The sequence below is a fragment of the Enterobacter sp. PL1 genome, assembly GCF_945957325.1.
In the GTDB taxonomy this organism is placed as follows: Bacteria; Pseudomonadota; Gammaproteobacteria; order Enterobacterales; family Enterobacteriaceae; genus Enterobacter; species Enterobacter roggenkampii.
In genome coordinates, this window is the sequence record NZ_CAMFKT010000002.1 from 308,872 (window position 1) to 330,058 (window position 21,187).

Below are 21,187 nucleotides of genomic sequence, written 5' to 3' on the forward strand. Positions count from 1 at the left end.
CTTCTGCCCGGGCTCACCGCGTTATGGACAAATTTGACGTGCCGACGCTGGTTATTCACGGCAGCAACGACCAGATCGTGCCGTTTGAAAGCACCGGCAAGCTGGCGGCAGAGATGATCAAAAACGCCACGCTGAAGGTGTACGACAACGCGCCGCACGGCTTCGCGCTGACCCACCAGGATCAGCTCAACGAAGATCTGCTGGCGTTTGTGAAGGCGCTGTAAGTCTTTAAAAGCGAAGCCTGATGGCGCTTCGCTTATCAGGCCTACAAGGGCTGGTCCTGTAGGCCGGGTAAGGCGCAGCCGCCACCCGGCGCTTTCGCAGACGCGTTCCGCTCCGCCAGCAGCCGACAAATCTCCGCGTGCTTCTCTTCGGTAAAGGTAAAGCGCGACATAAAGCCCATGCGGATCAGCGACCCTATTGCCGGCAGCAGACAAATCCCGAAGAACAGCCCCGACAGCACGCCTTGGCTCTGAATTTGCGCCTGCGGCACGTAGCCGATCATCGTCAGAAACACGCCGATTAACCCGCCGCCCACCGCCACCGACATCTTGCCGGTAAAGGTCTGCCCGGAGAAGGTGATCGCCGCGCAGCGCTTGTGGGTGTGGTACTCCGCGTACTCGATGGTGTCGGCAATCATCGACGAGGTGAGGATGTTGGTCATCATCACGAACAGCGTGCTCAGGCCGAGCAGAATAAACAGCATCGTCACCTGCTGATACCCGACAAACCACATCACCACGCGCACCGCCACGTCCAGCCCGCAGAGGATCATAAACAGCTTCCGCTTCTGCATCCGGCGCGTCAGCATCGGCGCGACCAGGCACAGCACCGCCGCCACGATCCCCATCACGCCAATCGCCATCTGCAGGCTGCCGTCGCCCAGGTTGTTGATAAAGAAGTAGATATACAGCCCGCCCGCCACGTTGTGGAACACACAGAAAAAGAACGACAGCAGGACGATAAACAGCGGCTTGTTCTGGCGCAGGTTGTGGAAGGTGTCGCGGATGGTCACCTTTTCCGGGCTCGGCGGCACGCGCTCTTTGATCTGCATAAAGCCGTTGAGCATCAGCGGCAGGCCCACCAGCATCATCACCAGCGCCGCCATAAAGTAGCCTTTATCGTTGCTGTACTGGGCGAAGAATGCCGCCAGCTTCGGGAAGAAGATGTTGGCGCAGGCAATGCCCGCGTTCACCCCGAGCATCGCCGCCGTCACCGCGCGGGTGCGCTGGGCGGAGTCGTTGGTCATCACCGACGACATCGACCAGAACGGGATATCGGAGATGGCGTACAGCGTCCCCCATAGGATATACGTCACCCCGGCGTAGAGGATTTTGGTGGTCATGTCCGCTTCGATTTTATAGAACGACAGCAGCGTGACGCCGGTGATCAGCAGCGGCGCGATCAGCAAAAAGTGGCGAAACTTGCCGAACCGGCTGTTAATGGTGTCCATAATGCTGGCAAACAGCGGATCGTGAACCGCGTCCCACGCGCGGGCAATCAGGAAGATGGTACTGGCCGTCAGCGCCGAGATCCCCAGCACGTCGGTGTAAAAATAGTTAATAAACGAACCCACTAAACCAAAGCTAAAACACTGACCTAAACCATAGCCAAAATAAGACCACAGCTCGCGAGACGGTATTTTCATTGTCATTGCCATTGTTATATGCCTGCCTGGTTGCCCGGCGGTCGGCCGCCGGGTCGATATTATTAGTCCTGCGCCTGCGGGGCGATCTTGCGCAGCTGCTGCATCAGGGCGATTTCACCGCGCGAGAACGGAATGCCGTTCTCCTCGAACACGTCGTGGAACCAGAGGCGGCAGTAGTCCGTGGACTCCTTCATCACCACCGGCCACGGCAGCCACGTCTGGGTTTTGCCGCGCACCAGCCCCCACTGGTACGGCGCGACCTTCGCCGCGTACATCAGCGGGAGCTGCTCTTCGATGGTGCTGCCCACGTGGCGCGCCAGCCATTCGGTGCAGAACAGTGGGCGACCGAGCGCCTGCAACTGCTGGATAATCGCCGTCATCCGCCCGGTGTGGGTGTAGGCGTGGAAGCTCACCACGTCCGAGAGCGCCAGCGCGGTCTGGTCCAGCGGATGCTGGAAGAACGTCTCGCCCTCCTCTTCCGGCGGCAGACGCCACGCGCAGACGGTGAGCGGATGGGTTGGATCTTCTTCACGCACCCACTGGAATGCGAGCTTCATCAGCGCGTGGGCGCAGGTCTCCAGCTTCGCGTCGTACTGCACCTCCTGCGTGCCCGTCGCGAAAATGCCGCGGTTGCCCGGCTCGTTGTACAGATCCCACAGCAGCACGCGCTTATCCTCGCGGAACTGGCGGACAACGTCGCGGATATAGCGTTCAATGTCTGCCCAGCAGTCGGGATCGCACACCTTGTCGCGCCCCGGGCTCGCCGCCGCCTGGCTGTTGTGCTTGCCCGGCACCGGCGGCTTTTGCGGGCCGAGATACGGCTCGTCGCCGGAGAAGCCGCAGTCGTCCATCAGGGTCAGCATGGTGCTGAACCCGTGGCCGTCAGCAATCGTCAAAAAGCGGTCGATTCGCGCCATCAGCCCGTCGCGGTCGTGCTCCCAGACGATAAACGGCAGGTTGATGCGCAGGGTGTTGTAGCCCGCGTCCGCCGCCCAGCCCAGCTCGCGCTCGATGGTTTCGGCATCGAAGGTCTCTTCCTGCCAGATATCGGTCCAGTTCACCGCCGTCGACGGCAGATAGTTAAACCCGCACAGCCAGCCTTTTTGCTGATACCACGCCTGTGCCTGCTCCCTGCTCCACTGCTCTTTCATTACGCGTCCTCTTACTGATAATATTTAGCTAATAAATATTAGTTGCGGGATAAATGCGCAAATCACGGCGATAAGAAAAGCGACGCCCCTCACAAAGTTCACGCTTCGATGAATGAGAAACGTGATCGACGGCGCGTAAGCGTGCGGTTAGGGTATGATGCGAATTCGCGAAAGGGAGAGGACGGATGAAGCGAAAAACGAAAGTGACGATGAACGATATTGCGCGGGCGGCAGGGGTGTCGCAGGCGACGGTATCGCTGGTGCTTAACCAGTCCCGCAACATCAAGCTCAGCGACGATACCCGCCAGCGGGTGATTAATGTGGCTACCGAGCTCGGCTACGACCGCCTCCCCGCCGTTCACGCCCCGCGCAACCAGGAAGAGATCGCCCTGCTGGTCAGCTCCATGCAGAGCTTCGACCCGTTTATCGACGCCATCAGCCAGGCGCGGGAAGCGGCGTGGCGCAACGAGACCCTGCTCACCGTCTACGACTACGGCGACGACATCGAGCTGGCGCTGAACATCATCCGCCAGCTGGAGAAGCGCAACTGCATCGGGATTGTCCTCGCCTCACCGGTCACCACGCTGGTGGACATGACGGCATTCCAGGACTGCACCCGCATCCCGCTGGTGCTGCTCAACCAGCGCGACCCCGGCTCGCCGCTGCTGCCGTCGTTTATCCCGGACGACTACGCCAATGCCTTCCAGGTGACGAAACACCTCATCGCCTGCGGGGCGACGCGCATCGCCCACATCACCGGCGAGAGCTGGATGGAAGCCTCCCGCCAGCGTCTGGCGGGCTATCAGGCGGCGCTGCAGCAGGCCGGACTCGCGTGCGACGATAATCTGGTGCGCCAGACCAACTGGCAGTTCAGCGAGTCCTTTACCGCAACCACCTCCCTGCTGGAACTGGCCGAGCGCCCGGACGCCATCTTCTGCGCCAGCGACTGGCTGGCGATTGGCTGCTATCAGGCGCTGGCGGTGAACGGCGTGCGCATCCCGCAGGACATGCTGCTGGCGGGCTACGACGACCAGAAGATTTCCGAGCAGCTCACCCCACCGCTGACCAGTATCCAGCTGCCCTACAGCGAGCTGGGACGGCTGGCGGTGGAGTACCTGTGTAATCAGGAAGATGCCGCCACGCACGTGACGCTGGCGGGCAGGCTGAAGGCACGCGCCTCAAGCCCCGTCTGAGGTAAACACCATGCCCGCATAGGGCTTCTCGCGACACGCCGCCAGCCGCGCGGCGAGGCTGCCCACGTGCAGCTCCAGCTTGTGCCCGTCCGGATCGAGAAAATAGAACGACGCCCCCTCGCTTTTGTTCTGCTTCCAGACGGTGACGCCCGCCTGCTCCAGCCTTTGCGAGAACGGTTCAAAATCTTCTTCCGTGACGGTAAACGCGTAGTGGGTGTAGTCACTCTCCTGCGGCGGCACGTACCGGCGCGCCTCGTCGTACGACAGGCAGACCCACAGATCGCCGCAGGTGAGATAGGCCCCGGTATTCCAGCGGGCGTGCAGGGTCAGACCCAGCAGCTCGTGCCAGAAGGTGACGCTTTTTTGCAGGTCGCTGACCGCGAGGGTCAGATGGTTGAGTGATTGCAGCATGACGTGCCCCGTATGACTGAAATTTAGTTAATTTATCTTACCTCTACAGAGCCTTTTCAAAACCATTTCGGAGTAATTTGCATTAAGTGAACTCCATATTTAGCCCCCCTATAATTGACAGCAGTAGATGCAGAGGATCTTGTTATATGATACTCGCTATCATATACCTCGGACATATAACCAAATGAAAAAAATCATAAAATACCGTTTAAGTAATCTTCAGACATTCATAATTTCTTTTTTCTTAATAATTATCGGTTGTAGTATAACACGGTATACCAGCCTTGAAACCGCATGGCTTTTTTTGTTGGGTGGGCTTTTTTTAGCATTTATATCACTTCTGGAAAGCAAGCGTCTTTCGCGCGTTGAAAAAGGGGTTTCGCTCATTTTGTTTGGGATATTCATGGGATTAGGAATTCCCGAACTATTCCAAAAAAACTATAAAGACTTAATGACGCCTGATTTCAACGAGAACCTTGCTATATTTACTCAAATGGCTTTTTTTGTTTGTGCCGGAGCCGGAGGAGGTGTACTCGCCAACCATGCAGAGAATATTAAGACGGTCGACGTCACACCAAATACTCAAAATGGAAATGTTGATACAGCATTAAACTATATAAAAATATTGCAAGTAGAAGCCATATCACAGCGTAAAAAGATAGAGCAGTTAAGGTTAGTTATAATCGTGGCTGTAGGCTTGGGTTTGGCAAACCTTATCGTAACCATTTTAAAGTAGAGCAGGATGCAATTGAATTGTTCAATAATTATGATACTGTAGTTCTATGAACATAAACCACGCCGTGCTCACCGTAAACCGCTGGTGGCTGCCTTCTTAAAGGCGGCACGGAGTAGTTTTTCCCATTTTCAGATAGCCGCCGAAAGGCGGCTTTCTCACATCTAAGACCCCTTTCGGCAATTGCACATTAAGGAGTCTTTATGAACGCACCAACCATCCTTACCGGCGACCGCCCAACCGGCCCGCTGCACCTTGGCCACTTCGTCGGATCGCTGCGCCAGCGCGTGGCGCTGCAGCAGACGCACAGCCAGTTTGTGCTGATTGCCGACCTGCAGGGGCTGACCGACAACGGCAGTAACCCGCAGAAGATCCGCGACAACATCCCCGAAGTGCTGGCCGACTACCTCGCCGCCGGCATCGACCCGAACCTGACCACGATCTGCCTGCAGTCCGCCCTGCCCGCCCTCGCCGAGCTGACGATGCTGTATATGAACATCGTCACCGTCGCCCGCGTGGAGCGTAACCCGACGGTGAAAAACGAGATTGCGCAGAAGGGCTTTGCCCGCTCGCTGCCGGTCGGGTTTATGGCCTACCCCATCAGCCAGGCGGCGGACATCACCGCGTTTAAGGCCGAGTGCGTGCCCGTCGGCGACGACCAGCTGCCGATGATTGAGCAGACCAACGAGATTGTGCACAAGATGAATAGCCTGCTGCCCGCCCCGGTTCTGCGCCACTGCAAGGCGATGCTGAGCGACACCAGCCGCCTGCCCGGCATCGACGGCAGCGCCAAGATGTCGAAATCGCTGGGCAACACGCTGCACCTTTCTGCCAGCGAAGAGACGATTCACCGTGCGGTGAGCGCCATGTACACCGACCCGAACCACCTGAAGGTGAGCGACCCGGGGCAGATTGAGGGGAACGTGGTGTTTACGTATCTCGACGCGTTTCATCCGGACAAGGAGAAAGTGGCGGCGATGAAGGCGCACTATCAGGCGGGCGGGCTGGGTGACCGGGTTTGCAAGAACGAACTGGAGGGGTGTTTGCAGGAGCTGATTGCGCCGATGCGGGAGCGGAGGGCGATGTATATGCAGGACAAGGGGGAATTGATGGCGATGCTGAAGCGCGGGACCGAACGGGCGCAGGGGGTGACGCAGGAGACGTTGAGGGAGGTGAAGGTTGGGCTGGGGGTGCCGGTGTTTTGAAAGTGGTTTAAATAAATATCCCGGCGCAGGGCCGGGATATTTATCAGGCGTTGCGCTTAATTACCGGAATATCGCCGGTATCATTTAACGCGCCAGGAAATGTTTTTAACTACTGCGCGACTTTCTGCTTATTGATATTCACCACGCTCATACCTTCCAGGCATCCCCATAATTCTCTTGTATGCTGGGGCGTAATCACAATACAGTCTTTCATGGCGCGGATTTTTACCGGCATGCCGTTGATAAAGCCTGCACGTTTTAACCAGTCGCCGCCCAGAAGAAGGTATTTCATGTCTATACGCGCATACAGTTCGCAGCAGGCGGCACTGTCCTGCGGCGATTCCGCGGGGGGATGAACGGGTGCCGCGTTGGGCGGGTTGCCGTGAAGTCGGCGGGCGCTGTTTTTGCGTACCAGCTCGCAGTTTTCAATCATGCCGGTGAAAGCGTCTGATTCTGTTTTGCAAACGGTAAACTCTGGCTTAAAATTCGTCGCAGCCATTTTCAACTCCTCAGTAGTTGTTGTGGTTAGCGGTATGGGGGTGTTGCAGCACCTTCATATCGCGAATTCCTCGTTAAATTTTCTTTGATACTTCCTTTGCCGTTCGGCGTAATTTCTGGTGCTCATTATACAGAGCTGAATATAAACACAGCGGTTTTGGAGGTGGTAAATTTGAATTTTGCGAGGAGGATTCAGGAAAAGGGTTGGGTCAGAGAAATTAGCAGCGAGGACTATCAGAATATAAGGTGAGCGTCCGCATGAACCTCAGAGCAACCATTCGCCGATCTGCGGGCTGGCAATGCGTCGTTTTATTATCAAGTTCGGTGACCGACTGAGCGATCACCTTTAATACGATGGCAGTTACACAGCATTACGGACAGGCTCCTTTGAGAGGATAAGCGTTAATAAAGAGGAGGCACTCAATGCCTCCTTTCTATTTGTTACGCTCTTACGTTCCAATCGTCCGTATACTGGACATTACCATCAACATAACGCCAGGTGATTTTGTCATACATCAGGGAAACAGATTCCATGTGGTTGATCTGCGAGTTTCCTGCCATTTTAGCGTTTGGCATCCCTGGGTTAATGCCCGTCACTTTCACACCCTCAATGGTCATGACGAAGTAGCACTCTTCTTGTCCTGCATGGTTAATGCGATACCAGCGAATCTCCGCACTTTTCAACGTTTGACCGGTGGCAACGGCTTTGTATAGGTACGGGCTGGAGCTATCAAACTCCTTTTCAATCATCATCGGAGAATGTGAACGCTTGCCAGTAATCTTCCCGTTGGCACTGTCTACTGGAATGTTCAGACCATGACTAAAGCCGACAATCTCTATACTCCCCTCACGATCCTGAACGTCTACGGCTCCTTTAATGTCTGCGCCGCCATCGTCCTTAAGCCACATGTAAGCCGGAATAGGCATTTTACAAACTCCTTTTAGTTGTGATTTTCTTCGTGATGAACCAGTAGCAAACAATCGTTAAGAGCAACTGAAAGCCCACAATCGCCGCCATTGTGAAATTTGAATACGTTTGATCCGGGAATAAAGACTGATAAGGCAGCAAGCGAAATAACGCCCAAAACAGGAAGGTAAACCCGAAGATTTTAGCTAACCGTCGCAGTGTGGAACTGAACCACTCTCTGGGGATGCCAGCTGGACTAACTTTGTGTGTCGCGCCACTGTACGCCGTGGTTATGGCGCTCATGACAGGTACGCTGATTAATGTATTGATTAAGATGCTAAAATAGCCGTCTAACGATTCCCAAACTTCTAAATCAGGTTCACCCAAAATGAAGCGGGTAAACTTGTCGGCGCTCTGGAAATCAAAAAGCCCCGTAATAGAATTAACTAATCCATCATACGGAACCATTTCAGCAACGATCAGCACAACAACAGCGAACAGCACTATCTTGATGAATAAACTAAGGGCATGTTTTGCCATTGGAGATCACCTCAATCGTGCCGTATGCCTGTAGCTTCCTCATGCAAGGAACATCTATTTTTTGGCTTCTCAACAGAGCATTACGCAACATGGCAAAATCAGAATCATGTGGGAGAGTGATACAACCTTCTGATAGTACGCCTGGGTGCAAACGGAAATTGCCACGCTGAACGCTCTCAATCCATGTGTAATCGTCGATCCCCCAATCATCACGCCATAATGCGAACCATTCAGAATGTTTGAACGTTGCACCATTGGCGAAGTGATTATAAATGTCTCTTCCCACTGTGTTTAGCTGTGACTTGAGTCCACCCTGAGGGCGGTCAACAATCCAGTATTTACCCGCTGGTACTGGCCCCTCTTTGGGGATCATTCCACATGCCCCACGATTACGGTAAGCACCATTACCAGAGAAAGCTAAAAACGTGCCTATACCAGGAAACGATAACGGGGAGTAGTACGCATCATTAATTACGAACTTTCCATGTAGAGCCATAGATAACCCTTTTATCTATAATGATTTATTGGCTTATCGTACTCCTACGCAATCGGACATAAGAAGGTTTTCTTCCGAGAGTCCTCTGATTTTCAGACAATAGCCCGTTGGTGGTAAGACAACGTGTAAGGCCGTTAGGCGGTAACATCAGAGGTGAGTCAGGAAGCTAAGTTTATCAAGTTGACCATGTAGCCTCAGGGGCAAGACCGAACCGCTGGCAGAGTGACCTGCTCCCTGATGTTAGTAATGTCTTCATAAGCCACATGAGGACATCCCCATGAAGAGGCGTTTTTCCGACTGGCGTAATTACTGCTGCCTATTATACAGAACTGAAGATAAATACAGCGGTTTTGCGACAGGTAAAATTGGGAAATACGAGGGGGATTCAGGAAATGGGTTTGGGGGATACTGGTAAATCGCTGGCTTGAAAATCAGTCTTATTTTCCTCATCCAGAAATCTATTCATTCGCTAAAGTACCTTAGACGACAAATCCGTCGCATCCAGCCCTTCTTCTCAGATCCCACAAAAATTCATCAAACCTATAGATTAACGATTTACATCACCCTGATTTTGTTATGTGATCCTGTTACAGGCTTTAGTAACGCCCTGCCCAGCCAACCGTAACAGGACTTCATTGATGGAATTTTATCAGGTCGATCCGACGCTTGAGAACTACTGGCGTGGTGTGATCCTCTTTGGAAGGAACGTCGCATCTTACAAATTTGCGCTGGCGTCAGCGTTGTATGAAGTGGATAAGACAGGCAGCGATTTGATTACGCTCGACCAGCTTGCTGTGCCGTTCAGCCGTTATCTTTGCGAGCACCTGAAACATGCGCCAAAACAGATCACCTCCCGCAGTAGTCAATTTTTGGAAACCTGCCTGAAGTTCAACAGAGGTGAAATCACCCACGCCCAGCTCATTGAAGCGACGGTGCGCCTTGGCTTTAACAACGTGATTGATGCCTTTCATTACGTGAACCAGGGCGAGATCGATAAACGTTTTTTCCTTGATGAACGCAAAACCAACAACGGGATCCGCCTGACGCATAACTTCTTTTTACTGGGCGAACGCCTCCAGTATAAAAACCTCGCCTTTGAAACCAATGCCCGCTGGAACCTGGTGGAACAGGCCTGGTCGATGGGGATTTCGCGTAACCTTGTGGGCGTAGAGTTCGACGAAGATAATCAGCTGTTGTTCACAAGGGTGAATAAGCGTCGCGTAGACATCACCAGCTGCCGCGACAGCCTGAATGGTTATCAGAAAGGACGATGTTTTTACTGCTTCAAACCCATTAGCCTGGTACCGGGAGACGCAGAACTGGCGGACGTCGACCACTTTATTCCCTGGGCTGCCCGCCATGAAGTGAGCAATATTAACGGCGTATGGAACTTAGTGCTGGCCTGTCGATGTTGTAACCGTGGCGTTGAAGGCAAATCTGCACGCATTCCCGAGCTCAGGCTCCTGCAGCGGTTACACACCCGCAATGAGTATTTTATTCAGAGCAAACTGCCGTTACATGAGACGATTGTTCTACAGACGGGGCAACGTCCTGAAGCACGAAAAAGCTTTCTTCAGCGCAACTGGCAGGCTGCGCTGGACAAACTTATCCATACCTGGAAACCCAACGCGGAAGGCGAGGCAACGTTTTAATGACTCTTCACTATTATCAGAACCACGCACAGGATTTCTTCGATGGCACGGTCAATGTCGATATGACCCCGCTTTACGAGGCCTTTACCCAGCATCTGCCTCATGGTGCCCGGGTTCTGGATGCGGGTTGCGGTTCAGGCCGGGACGCAAAAGCCTTTCATGAGATGGGTTATGAGGTGGATGCTTTTGATGCCTCTTCCGCGATGGTGGAACTGGCAAGGCAACATACCGGGTTACCCGTGCAGTTGATGACGTTTTCAGAGATCGACGGTAAAGCGCAGTACGATGGGATCTGGTGTTGTGCATCTTTGCTGCATGTCCCCTCTTCTGAGTTGCCTGCGGTGATGCAGAAGCTTGCGGATGCGCTTAAGCCTGGCGGCGTCTGGTATGTGTCCTTTAAGTATGGGAACGGTGAACGCGTGCAGGGTGAAAGACGGTTTACGGATCTGGATGAAGAGGGGTTGCGGATGGGAATAAGTAATATAACAGATGTGGCGATAACTTCGCTTTGGGTTACGAAGGATTATCGGCATGAAAGAAGTGAGAGATGGTTAAATGGGATATTACATAAAAAAAACTCTATTTTTTAGAGTGGCTTTTACTTATCGGTGAAGGACTTATATTGAGATGTTCAGTTGTACACATCTCATCTTCATGCCGACATAAATGGCTATATCACTCTATCCTCAACAAAGATGTTATCGCAGCTCTAATGAACTTAGAAACTCATAGTCCAAACATTTAGCTCGTTCTCTTTTTTTGACAAGCCATACAAATTTCGTATTTTACTATTGAACCATCACCATAATTGTTATATAGCGTAATAGGTGGTTTTTCAGATATTATATTTACTCATCACTTAAGTGAAATTTGCTTTTACTTAGAAATCATAAATGAAAGCAATGATGATCAAGCAATTAATCAATATTTGATATGTCATATATCAGTAGTGTTCCTCCTGGCCACCTACAAAAATTAGGTATTGCCATACAAACGCTTCGAGGGTACGCTAATCGGTTTTTTAAATTAAACATTCATTAAGTCTTGTCTCGCTTGACTATAAGGAGAATGCTTTGGTTCAATCAGAATGCATTTCATGGACAAAATGTACTTCATGGCTAACAAACTTTCTTAGTCGTAGAGGATTGAGACAACCCGATGGTCGCCCGCTTTATGAATATCAAGCGACGAATGAAGAATATGTGGACTTAACGCAGTTACTTCGAGCGGTTAGCCAAACTACAAATATTGTTGATTATAAAGGCTATGCTTCCTGTTTTGTGTTTTTTTGCTCTGAATGGTACCGCAGAGACTATGAGCGGAATTGTGGGTGGACTTGGGAGCCCATTTACAAAAAGCTAGGTACATCGTTAACGGCGACGGAACTAAGGCATATCGTTCCTAAAGGAATGGAGAATTACTGGATGCGACCAATTCGATTTTATGAATCGGATAGACGTAACTTTCTAGGAACGTTGTTCAGTGAGGGTGGTCTACCTTTTCGTTTACTGAAGGAATCAGATAGTAGTTTTCAAACCGTATTTTCCCGGATCCTTAATCAGTATGAACAAGCTCAGATAGCAGGTTTTTCCATGCTTTCGCTGGTAAGAAACATTATAGAAAGATCTTCGCTTCCAGCTGTTTTTATTGAAGACACATCAGTAGAGCTCATCAGTCATATGGCAGAAAAACTCAGCTCATTGGTACTGATGTATAATCTAAGCGATGACTCTGAACCAGTAGCGCAGCTTGATAAAACTCATCCAAAATGGCGGGATGAATTCCCTATGCCACTTGATGATGAAACAGGCACCCGCTTTCTAAATGGATTGTTACGTACTGCATCTATAGAAACAAAACCCCGTTCACAAAAAAATAAATGTACCGGTTGTCAGTTCTTTTGGACAGAAAAATCGCCGGATCAAATACGTGCGATAGTTTCGTTACCAGATGAACTCTCTTTTCCAATTATTAGTGAACCTTCAACTACACGATTTGAACTTGCTATTTACGAAGGCATTAACGAAGTTGCAAGCCTTGGTGTAGTCTATGCCTCCCTCGAAAATTCGCATGCCAGAATTCGCATCCGTAAAAATGAATCACGATTTGTCAGACATGACCCTTCTGCGAGTTTATCGTTAGTTGCTCGGGCAGGCGGAATGAATGTTGGCGCAATAAAACTGGATGATAGCGAAATCGCCATTGGTGAGGTTCCACTTACTTTTGTTGCTGAAGGAGAACGATGGCTATTACAAGGGCAAGCTTCGTGCAATGTTCGTAACAGCGATGTTCTTATTGTTCTACCTCGAGAAAAGACAACTGTTTCAGGATATGAAACGACTTTGAATACAATTTCAGTCTTAGGCTTCGAAACACTCTCCGTAAAAGGTTGCCATGAATTAATTATTTCTGGAAATGAAATATATCGTATACGCACTGGAAAAGAACAGACTAACCCTGGTGGGGTTGAGTTTTATGGTAAAAGAGTAAATTGGGTATGCAACCCTACTGAAACATTCCTTGGGGTCCCTAAAGTCACCTCGAAAAATCCTGATGTAAAACATATCCAATTTAAACCTTATTTTAATAGTAAATCAATCGAAGAATGCCAGTTACAAGAGATGATGGGATCTCAATTTGTTTCCGTCAGGAATAGTGATAATGAGACTATACTCCGTCGAAAAATTGGAATATTACCGGCAGACTTTAATGTTCAGATTCATGGTGGCGATCAAGCTAATGAAGGTACCATTGTCATCTCAACGCAACATCCCTGCATGTCTGTCTTAAAAAATAAAACATTCGAGATTGCGCGAAAACGCACAGCAGGACGCACCGAGATATTACTCAAAGCCGAAGGCATCCCTCCCGCCTTTATCTCTCTGGAAATTTATCCTAATTTGGGGGCTGACTCAATTGAATTGACTTTGCCTTATCCTGCTAAAGGTTGTTTGGTTTTTGATGCAAATGGAGACCTTCTTGAAAAAAATATCACTTTGCATGATTTACTTGGTTCAAGAGCCTACTTGTTTGGTAAAAATGGTGAACCGACTCGATTTTCACTGGAATTACATCTACGCACTATAAATGGTCAACAGGCATGGCATGAATGGTTTTATACGGCAGGAGAACGCCCTATTGAACTCAATTTATACAGTCTAAGAGAGCATATTGAAAATTTGCTATCTCTTGAGTCAGGAATTGACCAAGTTGTGGATATGCGAATCAGAGGTGCTGGCGTAGCGATGAGCTGGCAGATTCGGCGCTACAAATACAGTTTGCGTTATGATTATGAAAAAGAAGTTCTCACCAGCCAGTCGACAAGCTATCGTGCCGGGCAACTCCCTTCTCCTGTCATCATGTTATTGAGCGAGCCAGAGCGAAAAGCAGTCTCGTTGTCATCGAGGCTAAGTGAGGGTGTACCTGTTGGTGAATATGAACTGAGTTCAATCGTTAGCAAAAACGGGCCTTGGCTAGTAGTCCCAAAGGAAGGTGATGAAATGGCGTTTCGTCCATGCTTCATTCGTGGCGAATCTTCCTTACATGGCGATGAAAGTAGCGTTCGTTCACTTCAGAAAGCCACCCAACTTTTTAATCCCCAGGCAAAAGTGAATACCATAACGCTGGTGCTTGATCAGATGGCTACCGATCCTGCGCACTCCGGTTGGCAGTTTATGCACAGTCTTTATGAACATTTTGGCTATCTTCCGCTGGCTACATTTGAAGTATGGCGAGCACTCGTACAACATCCAAGAGCGCTGGCGATGTCTCTCTTCAAATTTGAAATGTCCGCCGAGTATTTAAACCGCATTGAGAATGAATTCCCTGTTTTTTGGGAGTTCTTCCCTATATTAGAAATTAAATCCGCAGCAGAAACCTTCAAACGATTCCTGTCCCAAAAAGGGGCTCCAGATGAAGTTTTGGTAACACTGCTGAGTAAGATGTATCGACAATTAGGGATCGTATTTCCGACTTATGCCGATGAAGTTGAAAAATGGTTAAGTTATGGGAAATTCCCTCCTCCCATTCCAACATCCTTTGTCCGCGAGTGGTATCAGGAGCTTTTACGCGAACACAGTGAAGCTCGGTGGCCAGAATATGGCTGTAAGCGACTGCATAACTGGATGTCGTCACAAACAGATGTAGTGATAGATATTTATCCCGAGGCTGATTATCGCTATTCAGTTGCCTGGTTACCTGTTTTCGCGGCTGCAGTGGCAAGCGGTAAAACTTCCTTTGAAACTGTGTTTGAACACAAACCTGGCGCCGTATTTTTCCTGAGACAAGTTCGGGACTTCGATTCTCGCTGGTTCAAGGCCATATTCCAGTGCAGCCTTCTGCGTTATATTTCAAAAAATAAAAAGGATTAAAGATGACTACACGCTTTTTTTCGTCGCTTATTGAACAATCGTTGTCTCGCTCAACCGAAGCAACGCTCAGTATTATGGGGATCACAAACCCGAACTTACGCAAGCATCTCGCAGAGCAAATGGGTGCCGATTGTGGGAAATCAGGCTCATTTCTTGCCTCACCAGTATTCCAGCAAATGTTTGGCTGGAAAGAGTCAAATTATACAATGCGCAACCTGACCGAAGGTAAGGCATTACTGAGTAAAGCTGTTGTTGATTCACTAGATGATCATAACAACGGTCGTTACCGTTTTGGTGCAGACTGGAAACCCTTCACTCACCAGCTAGCCAGTTGGAAGGCTTTACTGGAAGATAAACATTCGGTAGTGGTGACAAGTGGTACGGGGTCAGGCAAAACGGAATGTTTTATGGTTCCTGTGCTGGAAGACCTCTACAGAGAATTACATGAAAATGGCAACAACCCACTTGTCGGCGTCAGGGCCCTTTTCCTCTACCCCCTCAATGCCCTAATTAATTCACAGCGGGAGCGCTTGGATGCGTGGACACGTGGATTTGGTACTGGGATCCGTTACTGTCTTTATAATGGCAATACAGAAAATCTTCACGCTTCGGTAAAAAGCGAGCAGGCAAAAAGGCCAAATGAAGTGCTTTCACGCGAAAAGATGCGTGAAGAACCCGCACCAATTCTGGTAACAAACGGCACGATGCTGGAATATATGATGGTCCGCCAGATTGATGCTCCAATTATTCAACAGTCTAAAGCACAAAAATCATTACGCTGGATAGTACTGGATGAAGCGCATACCTATGTCGGATCGCAGGCCGCTGAATTAGCTCTGCAGTTACGCCGCGTGATGACGGCCTTTGGCGTGACGCCAGACGATGTGCGTTTCGTGGCAACCTCTGCAACTATTGCCGGAAGCGATGCCGAAAAACAACTGAAAAAATTCCTCTCTGAATTATCCGGTATACCGCAGGAGCGCATCGATGTACTGGACGGAAGCCGAGTGATTCCGAAACTGGCATCGTGCAAACACGTTTATATTCCTTTAGAAGAAATTGAACAAATCCCTGATACAGACATGAAGGGCGTAAGCCCTGAGCGCTTTGAAGCTCTTACGCATTCACCTGAAGCACATTACTTGCGTGAGATGTTAGTTACTCAGCCGGATCCAATGAAGCTGGATACGATGACGCAGCGGTTGAATACGCTGACCAAGCAGAATTATAGCCAGCAGGAAGTACTTCGCTGGATCGACATCTGCTCTGGTACACAACCTAATCCTAAAGATCCGGCATTCCTGAAGATAAGAGCGCATATTTTCCAGCGCAATACCCAGGGAGTATGGGCTTGTGTTGATATAGAGTGCAGACAAAAGCATGGCACTCCGCTGGAAAAGGGCTGGCCCTTTGGTTATGTGTATGTGAATCAACGGCAAAATTGCGAATGCGGGAGCCCGGTCTACGAACTGGCATTCTGCAATGAATGTAACGAACCGCATCTTCTGGCCCGGGATAAAAATGGCAAACTTGTCCAATGGGAAAATAAAGGTGGCGATGAATTCTCTTTGCAGGATGAGGTGAATGTTGAAAACGACGCTACTGAAGAAAAAGTTGAGAAAGAAAGTAGTTACCGTCCTCCACTTGTTATTGCAGCAGAAAAGACCAGCGAAACAGGTTATATCCTACAGCGACTCGATCGCAAGACTCGTCGTATTGGTGTAGTTAATAATGAAAGTATTGAACTGATTATTAATGATTTTGAACAGGTATGTAGTGCCAGTGGCTGCGGCTACAGAGGCACGAGTGGAAAACAACCTTTCCGCCGCGCATTGTTAGGTGGACCGTTTTACGTCACCAATATTGTGCCAACCGTTCTGGAGTATTGTCAGGACTTTGTCAGCGAAGATGGAAAGGAAGGAGTGGGGCCTGATTCACTGCCAGGTAGAGGCCGCCGTCTCATTACCTTCACCGACAGCCGCCAGGGAACAGCGCGCATGGCGGTACGCATGCAGCAAGAAGCTGAACGCAGTCGCTTACGTGGCAGCGTAGTAGAAATATTGGGCTGGCATCAACGAACACAGACTTCCACCACACCAAATGCCAATACAGATCTGGAAAAGTTAGCAGCATTGGCAAAACAGGCACGCCAACAGGCCGATGAATTTAGAAGCTGGGGATTACCTGAACAAGCGAAGCTGGCAGAAGTACAGGCAGAGCAGCTTGAACAAGCTTTTCAGGCTGCGACCGGAGGTAACGTAGCGACCATTCTCATTTCCCGAACCTGGACAGAAATAGTCAATGAGCTTAGAGAGAAAGCCGATATTAGCGGCCCTATTCTGCAATATAATCACTATCTGAAGCCTGAAATTTTCAACGAAAACGGCGGGCCGCTGAAGCTTTCGGAAATGTTGCTTTTCCGGGAGTTCATGCGTCGTCCTAAACGAACTAACAGCCTGGAAACGCAAGGGCTGGTGCGGGTTGGTTATCAGGGGCTAGAGAAGATTCATAAGATGCCGATGCATTGGCAAGAGCAAGGGCTGACGCTGGATGACTGGAAAGATTTTCTTAAGGTTACTCTGGATCTGTACGTACGTGAAAGCAACTTCACACAACTGGACGATGAGTTAAAAAACTGGATTGGTAGTCGTTTTTCGTCAAAATTCGTCCGTAACCCGGAAACAAAAGATCCTGAAGATAATCAGAACAGACGCTGGCCACAAATTCGTAATGGCAATTTGTCCCATCGTTTGGTGAAGTTATTAATGCTGGGTGCGGGATTAAAAAAAGTAAATACGGCGACGATTGATATTATCAATACTTGGTTAAAAGAAGCATGGAACCAGCTTACCGGGTCACTTGCCGTACTGAAGCCTGATGGTAACCGTTTCTATTTGCCGAAAGAGCATTTGACCTTCTCTTTAATCACGGATGCCTGGATTTGTCCGGTCACCAATAAAATTCTGGACACTGCTTTTAAAGGGTTAACCCCATATCTACCCACTCACATTTCCTTTGAACAACTCACCCAGACGCAATATGACGCATTTGTCGCGCAGAAGGTCACCATGCCAGAGATCTGGAAGGTGGATCGCTCACAAGAAGACTACGCTCCGGGTCTGGCTAAAGTACGTGACTGGGTCAGCAACGAGCCGCTGATCGCACAATTGCGTTCGGAAAATGTCTGGACGGATATCAACGATCGTGTCGTTGAAGGTGGCTTCTACTACCGCACTGCCGAGCACTCTGCCCAGCAGTCTTCAGAACGCCTGCAAAGCTACGAAAAGATGTTCAAGAACGGGCAGCTTAATGTTCTCAACTGTTCCACCACCATGGAAATGGGGGTTGATATCGGTGGCATTACCGCCGTGGTGATGAACAACGTACCGCCGCATCCGGCAAATTATTTACAGCGAGCCGGGCGAGCCGGACGTAGCAAGGAATCGCGCGCGATATCTTACACATTGTGTAAAGGTAACCCGCACGATCAACAGGTATTTGCCAACCCGCTCTGGCCGTTTGAAACGATGATCCCTGCACCGATGGTGGCGATGAACTCAGCCCGGCTGGTGCAACGCCACGTCAATGCGTTATTGCTCTCTGACTTTTTATGTCACGTTATTGGCGAAACGGACAAAGAAAAAACCAGCCTCGACAGCCTCTGGTTTTTCGGTGATGACGAAGATCAATCAAAATGTGAACGCTTTAAAGTCTGGCTTGAACGCCCCGAGCTTGATATTGACGCGGCGCTGGAAAGGCTGGTAAAAGGCACGGCGCTGCATGGCGCCAGCTCCCACAAATTGCGAGAGAAAACAGTTGATGCGATTACTCTTCTGCAACAGAGATGGCTTTCCGTCTATCGCGATCTTGTAGCACAGGAACGCGAATCGCAGCCGCAAACGCCTTATCGCAAGCGCATAGAACTGGAAAAAAAACGACATTGCGGCGAATATCTACTGCGCGATCTGGCGGCCAGAACCTTCCTTCCCGGATACGGCTTCCCAACGGATGTGGTGACGTTTGATAACTTCACAATGGAAGACTATATTCGCGAAAAATCGCAGAAAAGCCGGGATAAAAAAGATCGCGAAGATAACGTGTCGCGTTATAAAGGGCTCCCCTCCCGCAACCTTGGAGTTGCTATCCGTGAATATGCACCAGGTGCAGAAATTATTCTTGATGGTAGGGTCTTCCGTTCTGCCGGCGTCTCCCTGCACTGGCACAATATTAATGCCGATACGAATGAAGCGCAGCGTCTGGATTGCGCCTGGCGCTGCCACAAATGCGGGACCATCGGCTATGAAGAGGGAATGAGCAGTTCCGGGGTATTATGCTGTTCCAACAGCACCTGTGGTGAAAAAATCATCATGGATAATCGCCGCCAGGTGCTGCAGCCTGCCGGGTTTGTGACCGATGCGCATGCACCTGTGACAAACAACATTGAAACCATGAAATTTATTCCGGTTGTCCCTGCCTGGGTATTTGTTAAAGCTGAACCCGTACCGCTGCCTAACCCGACAATGGGGTATATGACGTCTGGTGCTGATGGTCATGTTTTCCAACAAAGTCTCGGAGAAGGTGGGCATGGTTACGCGTTATGCCTGAACTGTGGGCGTGCAGAGTCGATGCTGAATGAGAATGATGCACCGAGAAGTATGGAAGCTCACTACCCACCTCGTCCAGGAAAAGCGGACCGCGATAGCCAAAATCAGCGGCTGATTTGCCCCGGTTCGACGGCACTGATGAAAAACGTCACGCTGGGGGCATTAGCACGAACAGATGTATTTGAAATGGTTTTGCGAAAGCCTCAAAACGGTGAATACCTGCCGGATAATACAGAAGAAGGTCGGCTTGTCGCCATGACTCTGGCGGTTGCCCTGCGTCAGGCGCTAGCGGGTGTATTGGGTATTTCTGCTGCAGAACTGGGCTACGCTGTGCGTCCGGTCAGACTGGAAGATGGACAATCGGTGTTAGCCGTTCAACTCTACGATGTGATTAGCGGTGGCGCAGGTTTTGCGTCCAGTGCTCCATTACACATTGAGACCATTCTGCTGGGGATGGTTAAACAGCTGGGCTGCAACCATTGTGATACCGCATGCAGTGAATGTTTGCTCGATTCCCAAACCCGCCACGATCATGACCTGCTGGATCGTAAAGCGGCGCTGACCTGGCTTGGGGATGACTTCAGTTTCTACATTGGTTTGCCAGATGAAGAGACATTCTCGCTACCAGATGCCCGATATTGCCCGGGAGCGATTAGCGATACCCTTCGTCGGGCGATTAACGAGGGAGCTGAAAAACTCACACTGTGGATGAATGGGCCACTCAATGAGTGGGATCTTTATGCTCGTCAATTCCGGGCAGCTATTCAGAACTACCGTGTTAAAGACAATGTTGCTGTCGACCTTATCATTCCTGCTGGCGTCGATGATCCGGAGCTGTTGCACGAGCTTTCGCAGTTTACTGCTTTGGGCGTGCGTTTGTGTCATAGCGAACAGGCTCTGGAATTGCCGATTGTGGCGCAAATCGCCTTTGCCGATTGCGTAATGACGCTGGCTTCACGCAGCCAGCAGGCAACTATCCCAGGGCCAGGCTGGCACCTGAATGACGAACTGGTCGTTCGCAGTCTCGGCTATAAAACGGTAAAACTGAACGAGTTTGTTCTGCCGGGGAAAGCAGCGAACGCGGTTGAGCGTGTCAAAGACATAGAGATTCATAAACAGTTAAATGGTCCACTTTCGCAGTTCGGACAACGCTTCTGGGACGCGCTGTTTAACAATCATGAAGAAGCACACTCGCTGATGAAAAACCAACGGATCACCAGCGTTCACTATACCGATCGCTATCTTCAAAACCCGGTTGCGCTGGCGCTGCTGGGAGCGATACTGAAACCGCTAAAAACAAAGCTGACCGATAACGCAGAGTTGGGGCTTGATACGCTGTTTAAGCCCAAAGATCGTCCCGGTAACCGGCCATTCCATGACTGGATGAGCGAAGCGGATTTTCAGGATTTCGCCGACCAGTGGTTTACTGCGGCAATGGGCAGAGCGGTAGAACTGACGGTGTTCGATTCGCCACGTGATATTCCACATCATCGTAAGCTGACGGTGACCTTTGAAGATAGTCAGATGTTGAAGATTCGCTTCGACCAGGGAATGGGATACTGGCGTATCGACTTCCCGTATGCATGGCGTAACTTTGACTTTACTGATGATGTGACTTATCAGCTAGTAAAACTGGCGCAAGCCTGCCAGGAGGGCAAAGTCCTTAATAGCGAGGAAAGCTGGGCAACGGATGTGCTGGTAGAGGTGATGCCGTCTTAATGCATTAGCGCTCCCAATAAAGAGTTGGGAGCGCTAAAACGACTCGAGTCAGCGATGGCC

At 50.2% G+C, this 21,187-nt stretch carries 13 protein-coding genes and 2 pseudogenes; 8 read left to right on the top strand and 7 right to left on the bottom strand.

The genetic code is table 11. From position 1 onward, the window contains the following. Positions 1-11: 11 nt before the first annotated feature. A pseudogene (locus N6P30_RS03240) lies at positions 12-224 on the top strand (alpha/beta fold hydrolase); the annotation flags it as partial. A gap of 41 nt (positions 225-265) precedes the next feature. On the opposite strand, the gene N6P30_RS03245 reads toward N6P30_RS03240, so the two are convergent. Together N6P30_RS03245 and N6P30_RS03250 are read right to left on the bottom strand one after the other, a co-directional pair. Continuing rightward, positions 266-1,660, bottom strand: a complete 1,395-nt coding sequence (locus N6P30_RS03245; RefSeq protein ID WP_023293381.1) for an MFS transporter — start codon at positions 1,658-1,660, stop codon at positions 266-268. A gap of 50 nt (positions 1,661-1,710) precedes the next feature. Further along, entirely contained in the window at positions 1,711-2,799 is a 1,089-nt protein-coding gene (locus N6P30_RS03250) for a cellulase family glycosylhydrolase (protein ID WP_023293382.1), read from the bottom strand. A 185-nt stretch (positions 2,800-2,984) separates the two neighbouring features. Between N6P30_RS03250 and N6P30_RS03255 the strand changes: the two genes are divergently transcribed. Beyond that, positions 2,985-3,992, top strand: a complete 1,008-nt coding sequence (locus N6P30_RS03255; RefSeq protein ID WP_023293383.1) for a LacI family DNA-binding transcriptional regulator — start codon at positions 2,985-2,987, stop codon at positions 3,990-3,992. Here N6P30_RS03255 and fosA read toward each other — a convergent pair. Next, on the bottom strand, positions 3,978-4,403 hold the full coding sequence (fosA, locus tag N6P30_RS03260; protein WP_023293384.1) for a FosA/FosA2 family fosfomycin resistance glutathione transferase: 426 nt from the start codon (positions 4,401-4,403) through the stop codon (positions 3,978-3,980). The two genes, N6P30_RS03255 and fosA, sit on opposite strands and share 15 nt — an antisense overlap. Before the next feature lie 184 nt (positions 4,404-4,587). Between fosA and N6P30_RS03265 the strand changes: the two genes are divergently transcribed. Further along, on the top strand, positions 4,588-5,139 hold the full coding sequence (locus N6P30_RS03265; protein WP_023293385.1) for a hypothetical protein: 552 nt from the start codon (positions 4,588-4,590) through the stop codon (positions 5,137-5,139). A gap of 200 nt (positions 5,140-5,339) precedes the next feature. Continuing rightward, positions 5,340-6,341, top strand: coding sequence for a tryptophan--tRNA ligase (gene trpS, locus N6P30_RS03270; RefSeq protein WP_023293386.1), 1,002 nt, complete (start codon positions 5,340-5,342; stop codon positions 6,339-6,341). A 112-nt stretch (positions 6,342-6,453) separates the two neighbouring features. Here the strand turns inward: trpS and N6P30_RS03275 are convergent. The 4 genes and pseudogenes from N6P30_RS03275 to N6P30_RS03290 form a co-directional block, all read right to left on the bottom strand. Next, positions 6,454-6,840, bottom strand: a pseudogene (locus N6P30_RS03275) (SymE family type I addiction module toxin); the annotation flags it as partial. Between the two features lie 440 nt (positions 6,841-7,280). After that, complete coding sequence (locus tag N6P30_RS03280; RefSeq protein ID WP_008501360.1) at positions 7,281-7,766, bottom strand: Hcp family type VI secretion system effector; 486 nt, start codon at positions 7,764-7,766, stop codon at positions 7,281-7,283. 1 nt (position 7,767) lies between these two features. After that, the gene (locus tag N6P30_RS03285; RefSeq protein WP_023293388.1) at positions 7,768-8,286 is read right to left on the bottom strand and encodes a hypothetical protein; all 519 of its coding nucleotides are present in this window, start codon (positions 8,284-8,286) and stop codon (positions 7,768-7,770) included. After that, complete coding sequence (locus N6P30_RS03290; RefSeq protein ID WP_008501362.1) at positions 8,267-8,782, bottom strand: DUF2778 domain-containing protein; 516 nt, start codon at positions 8,780-8,782, stop codon at positions 8,267-8,269. Before N6P30_RS03290 ends, N6P30_RS03285 begins: the two co-directional genes overlap by 20 nt. Before the next feature lie 638 nt (positions 8,783-9,420). Here N6P30_RS03290 and N6P30_RS03295 point away from each other — a divergent pair. The 4 genes from N6P30_RS03295 (at position 9,421) to N6P30_RS03310 (ending at position 21,127) form a co-directional block, all read left to right on the top strand. After that, positions 9,421-10,434, top strand: coding sequence for an HNH endonuclease domain-containing protein (locus tag N6P30_RS03295; RefSeq protein WP_023293390.1), 1,014 nt, complete (start codon positions 9,421-9,423; stop codon positions 10,432-10,434). Further along, positions 10,434-11,024 carry a class I SAM-dependent methyltransferase gene (locus N6P30_RS03300; RefSeq protein WP_023293391.1) on the top strand — a complete coding sequence of 197 codons (591 nt, stop codon included), beginning with the start codon at positions 10,434-10,436 and terminating at the stop codon, positions 11,022-11,024. The genes N6P30_RS03295 and N6P30_RS03300 overlap by 1 nt, the downstream gene beginning before the upstream one ends. A 483-nt stretch (positions 11,025-11,507) precedes the next feature. Further along, complete coding sequence (locus N6P30_RS03305; RefSeq protein WP_154827258.1) at positions 11,508-14,804, top strand: STY4851/ECs_5259 family protein; 3,297 nt, start codon at positions 11,508-11,510, stop codon at positions 14,802-14,804. 2 nt (positions 14,805-14,806) lie between these two features. Then, positions 14,807-21,127 carry a DEAD/DEAH box helicase gene (locus N6P30_RS03310; protein ID WP_023293393.1) on the top strand — a complete coding sequence of 2,107 codons (6,321 nt, stop codon included), beginning with the start codon at positions 14,807-14,809 and terminating at the stop codon, positions 21,125-21,127. Positions 21,128-21,187 lie beyond the last annotated feature (60 nt).

What these genes read in the sequence shown, in the direction of transcription:
- N6P30_RS03245 (WP_023293381.1), bottom strand. Translation starts at nt 1,660, where the DNA reads ATGGCAATGACAATGAAAATACCGTCTCGCGAGCTGTGGTCTTATTTT.
- N6P30_RS03250 (WP_023293382.1), bottom strand. Translation starts at nt 2,799, where the DNA reads ATGAAAGAGCAGTGGAGCAGGGAGCAGGCACAGGCGTGGTATCAGCAA.
- N6P30_RS03255 (WP_023293383.1), top strand. Translation starts at nt 2,985, where the DNA reads ATGAAGCGAAAAACGAAAGTGACGATGAACGATATTGCGCGGGCGGCA.
- fosA (WP_023293384.1), bottom strand. Translation starts at nt 4,403, where the DNA reads ATGCTGCAATCACTCAACCATCTGACCCTCGCGGTCAGCGACCTGCAA.
- N6P30_RS03265 (WP_023293385.1), top strand. Translation starts at nt 4,588, where the DNA reads ATGAAAAAAATCATAAAATACCGTTTAAGTAATCTTCAGACATTCATA.
- trpS (WP_023293386.1), top strand. Translation starts at nt 5,340, where the DNA reads ATGAACGCACCAACCATCCTTACCGGCGACCGCCCAACCGGCCCGCTG.
- N6P30_RS03280 (WP_008501360.1), bottom strand. Translation starts at nt 7,766, where the DNA reads ATGCCTATTCCGGCTTACATGTGGCTTAAGGACGATGGCGGCGCAGAC.
- N6P30_RS03285 (WP_023293388.1), bottom strand. Translation starts at nt 8,286, where the DNA reads ATGGCAAAACATGCCCTTAGTTTATTCATCAAGATAGTGCTGTTCGCT.
- N6P30_RS03290 (WP_008501362.1), bottom strand. Translation starts at nt 8,782, where the DNA reads ATGGCTCTACATGGAAAGTTCGTAATTAATGATGCGTACTACTCCCCG.
- N6P30_RS03295 (WP_023293390.1), top strand. Translation starts at nt 9,421, where the DNA reads ATGGAATTTTATCAGGTCGATCCGACGCTTGAGAACTACTGGCGTGGT.
- N6P30_RS03300 (WP_023293391.1), top strand. Translation starts at nt 10,434, where the DNA reads ATGACTCTTCACTATTATCAGAACCACGCACAGGATTTCTTCGATGGC.
- N6P30_RS03310 (WP_023293393.1), top strand. Translation starts at nt 14,807, where the DNA reads ATGACTACACGCTTTTTTTCGTCGCTTATTGAACAATCGTTGTCTCGC.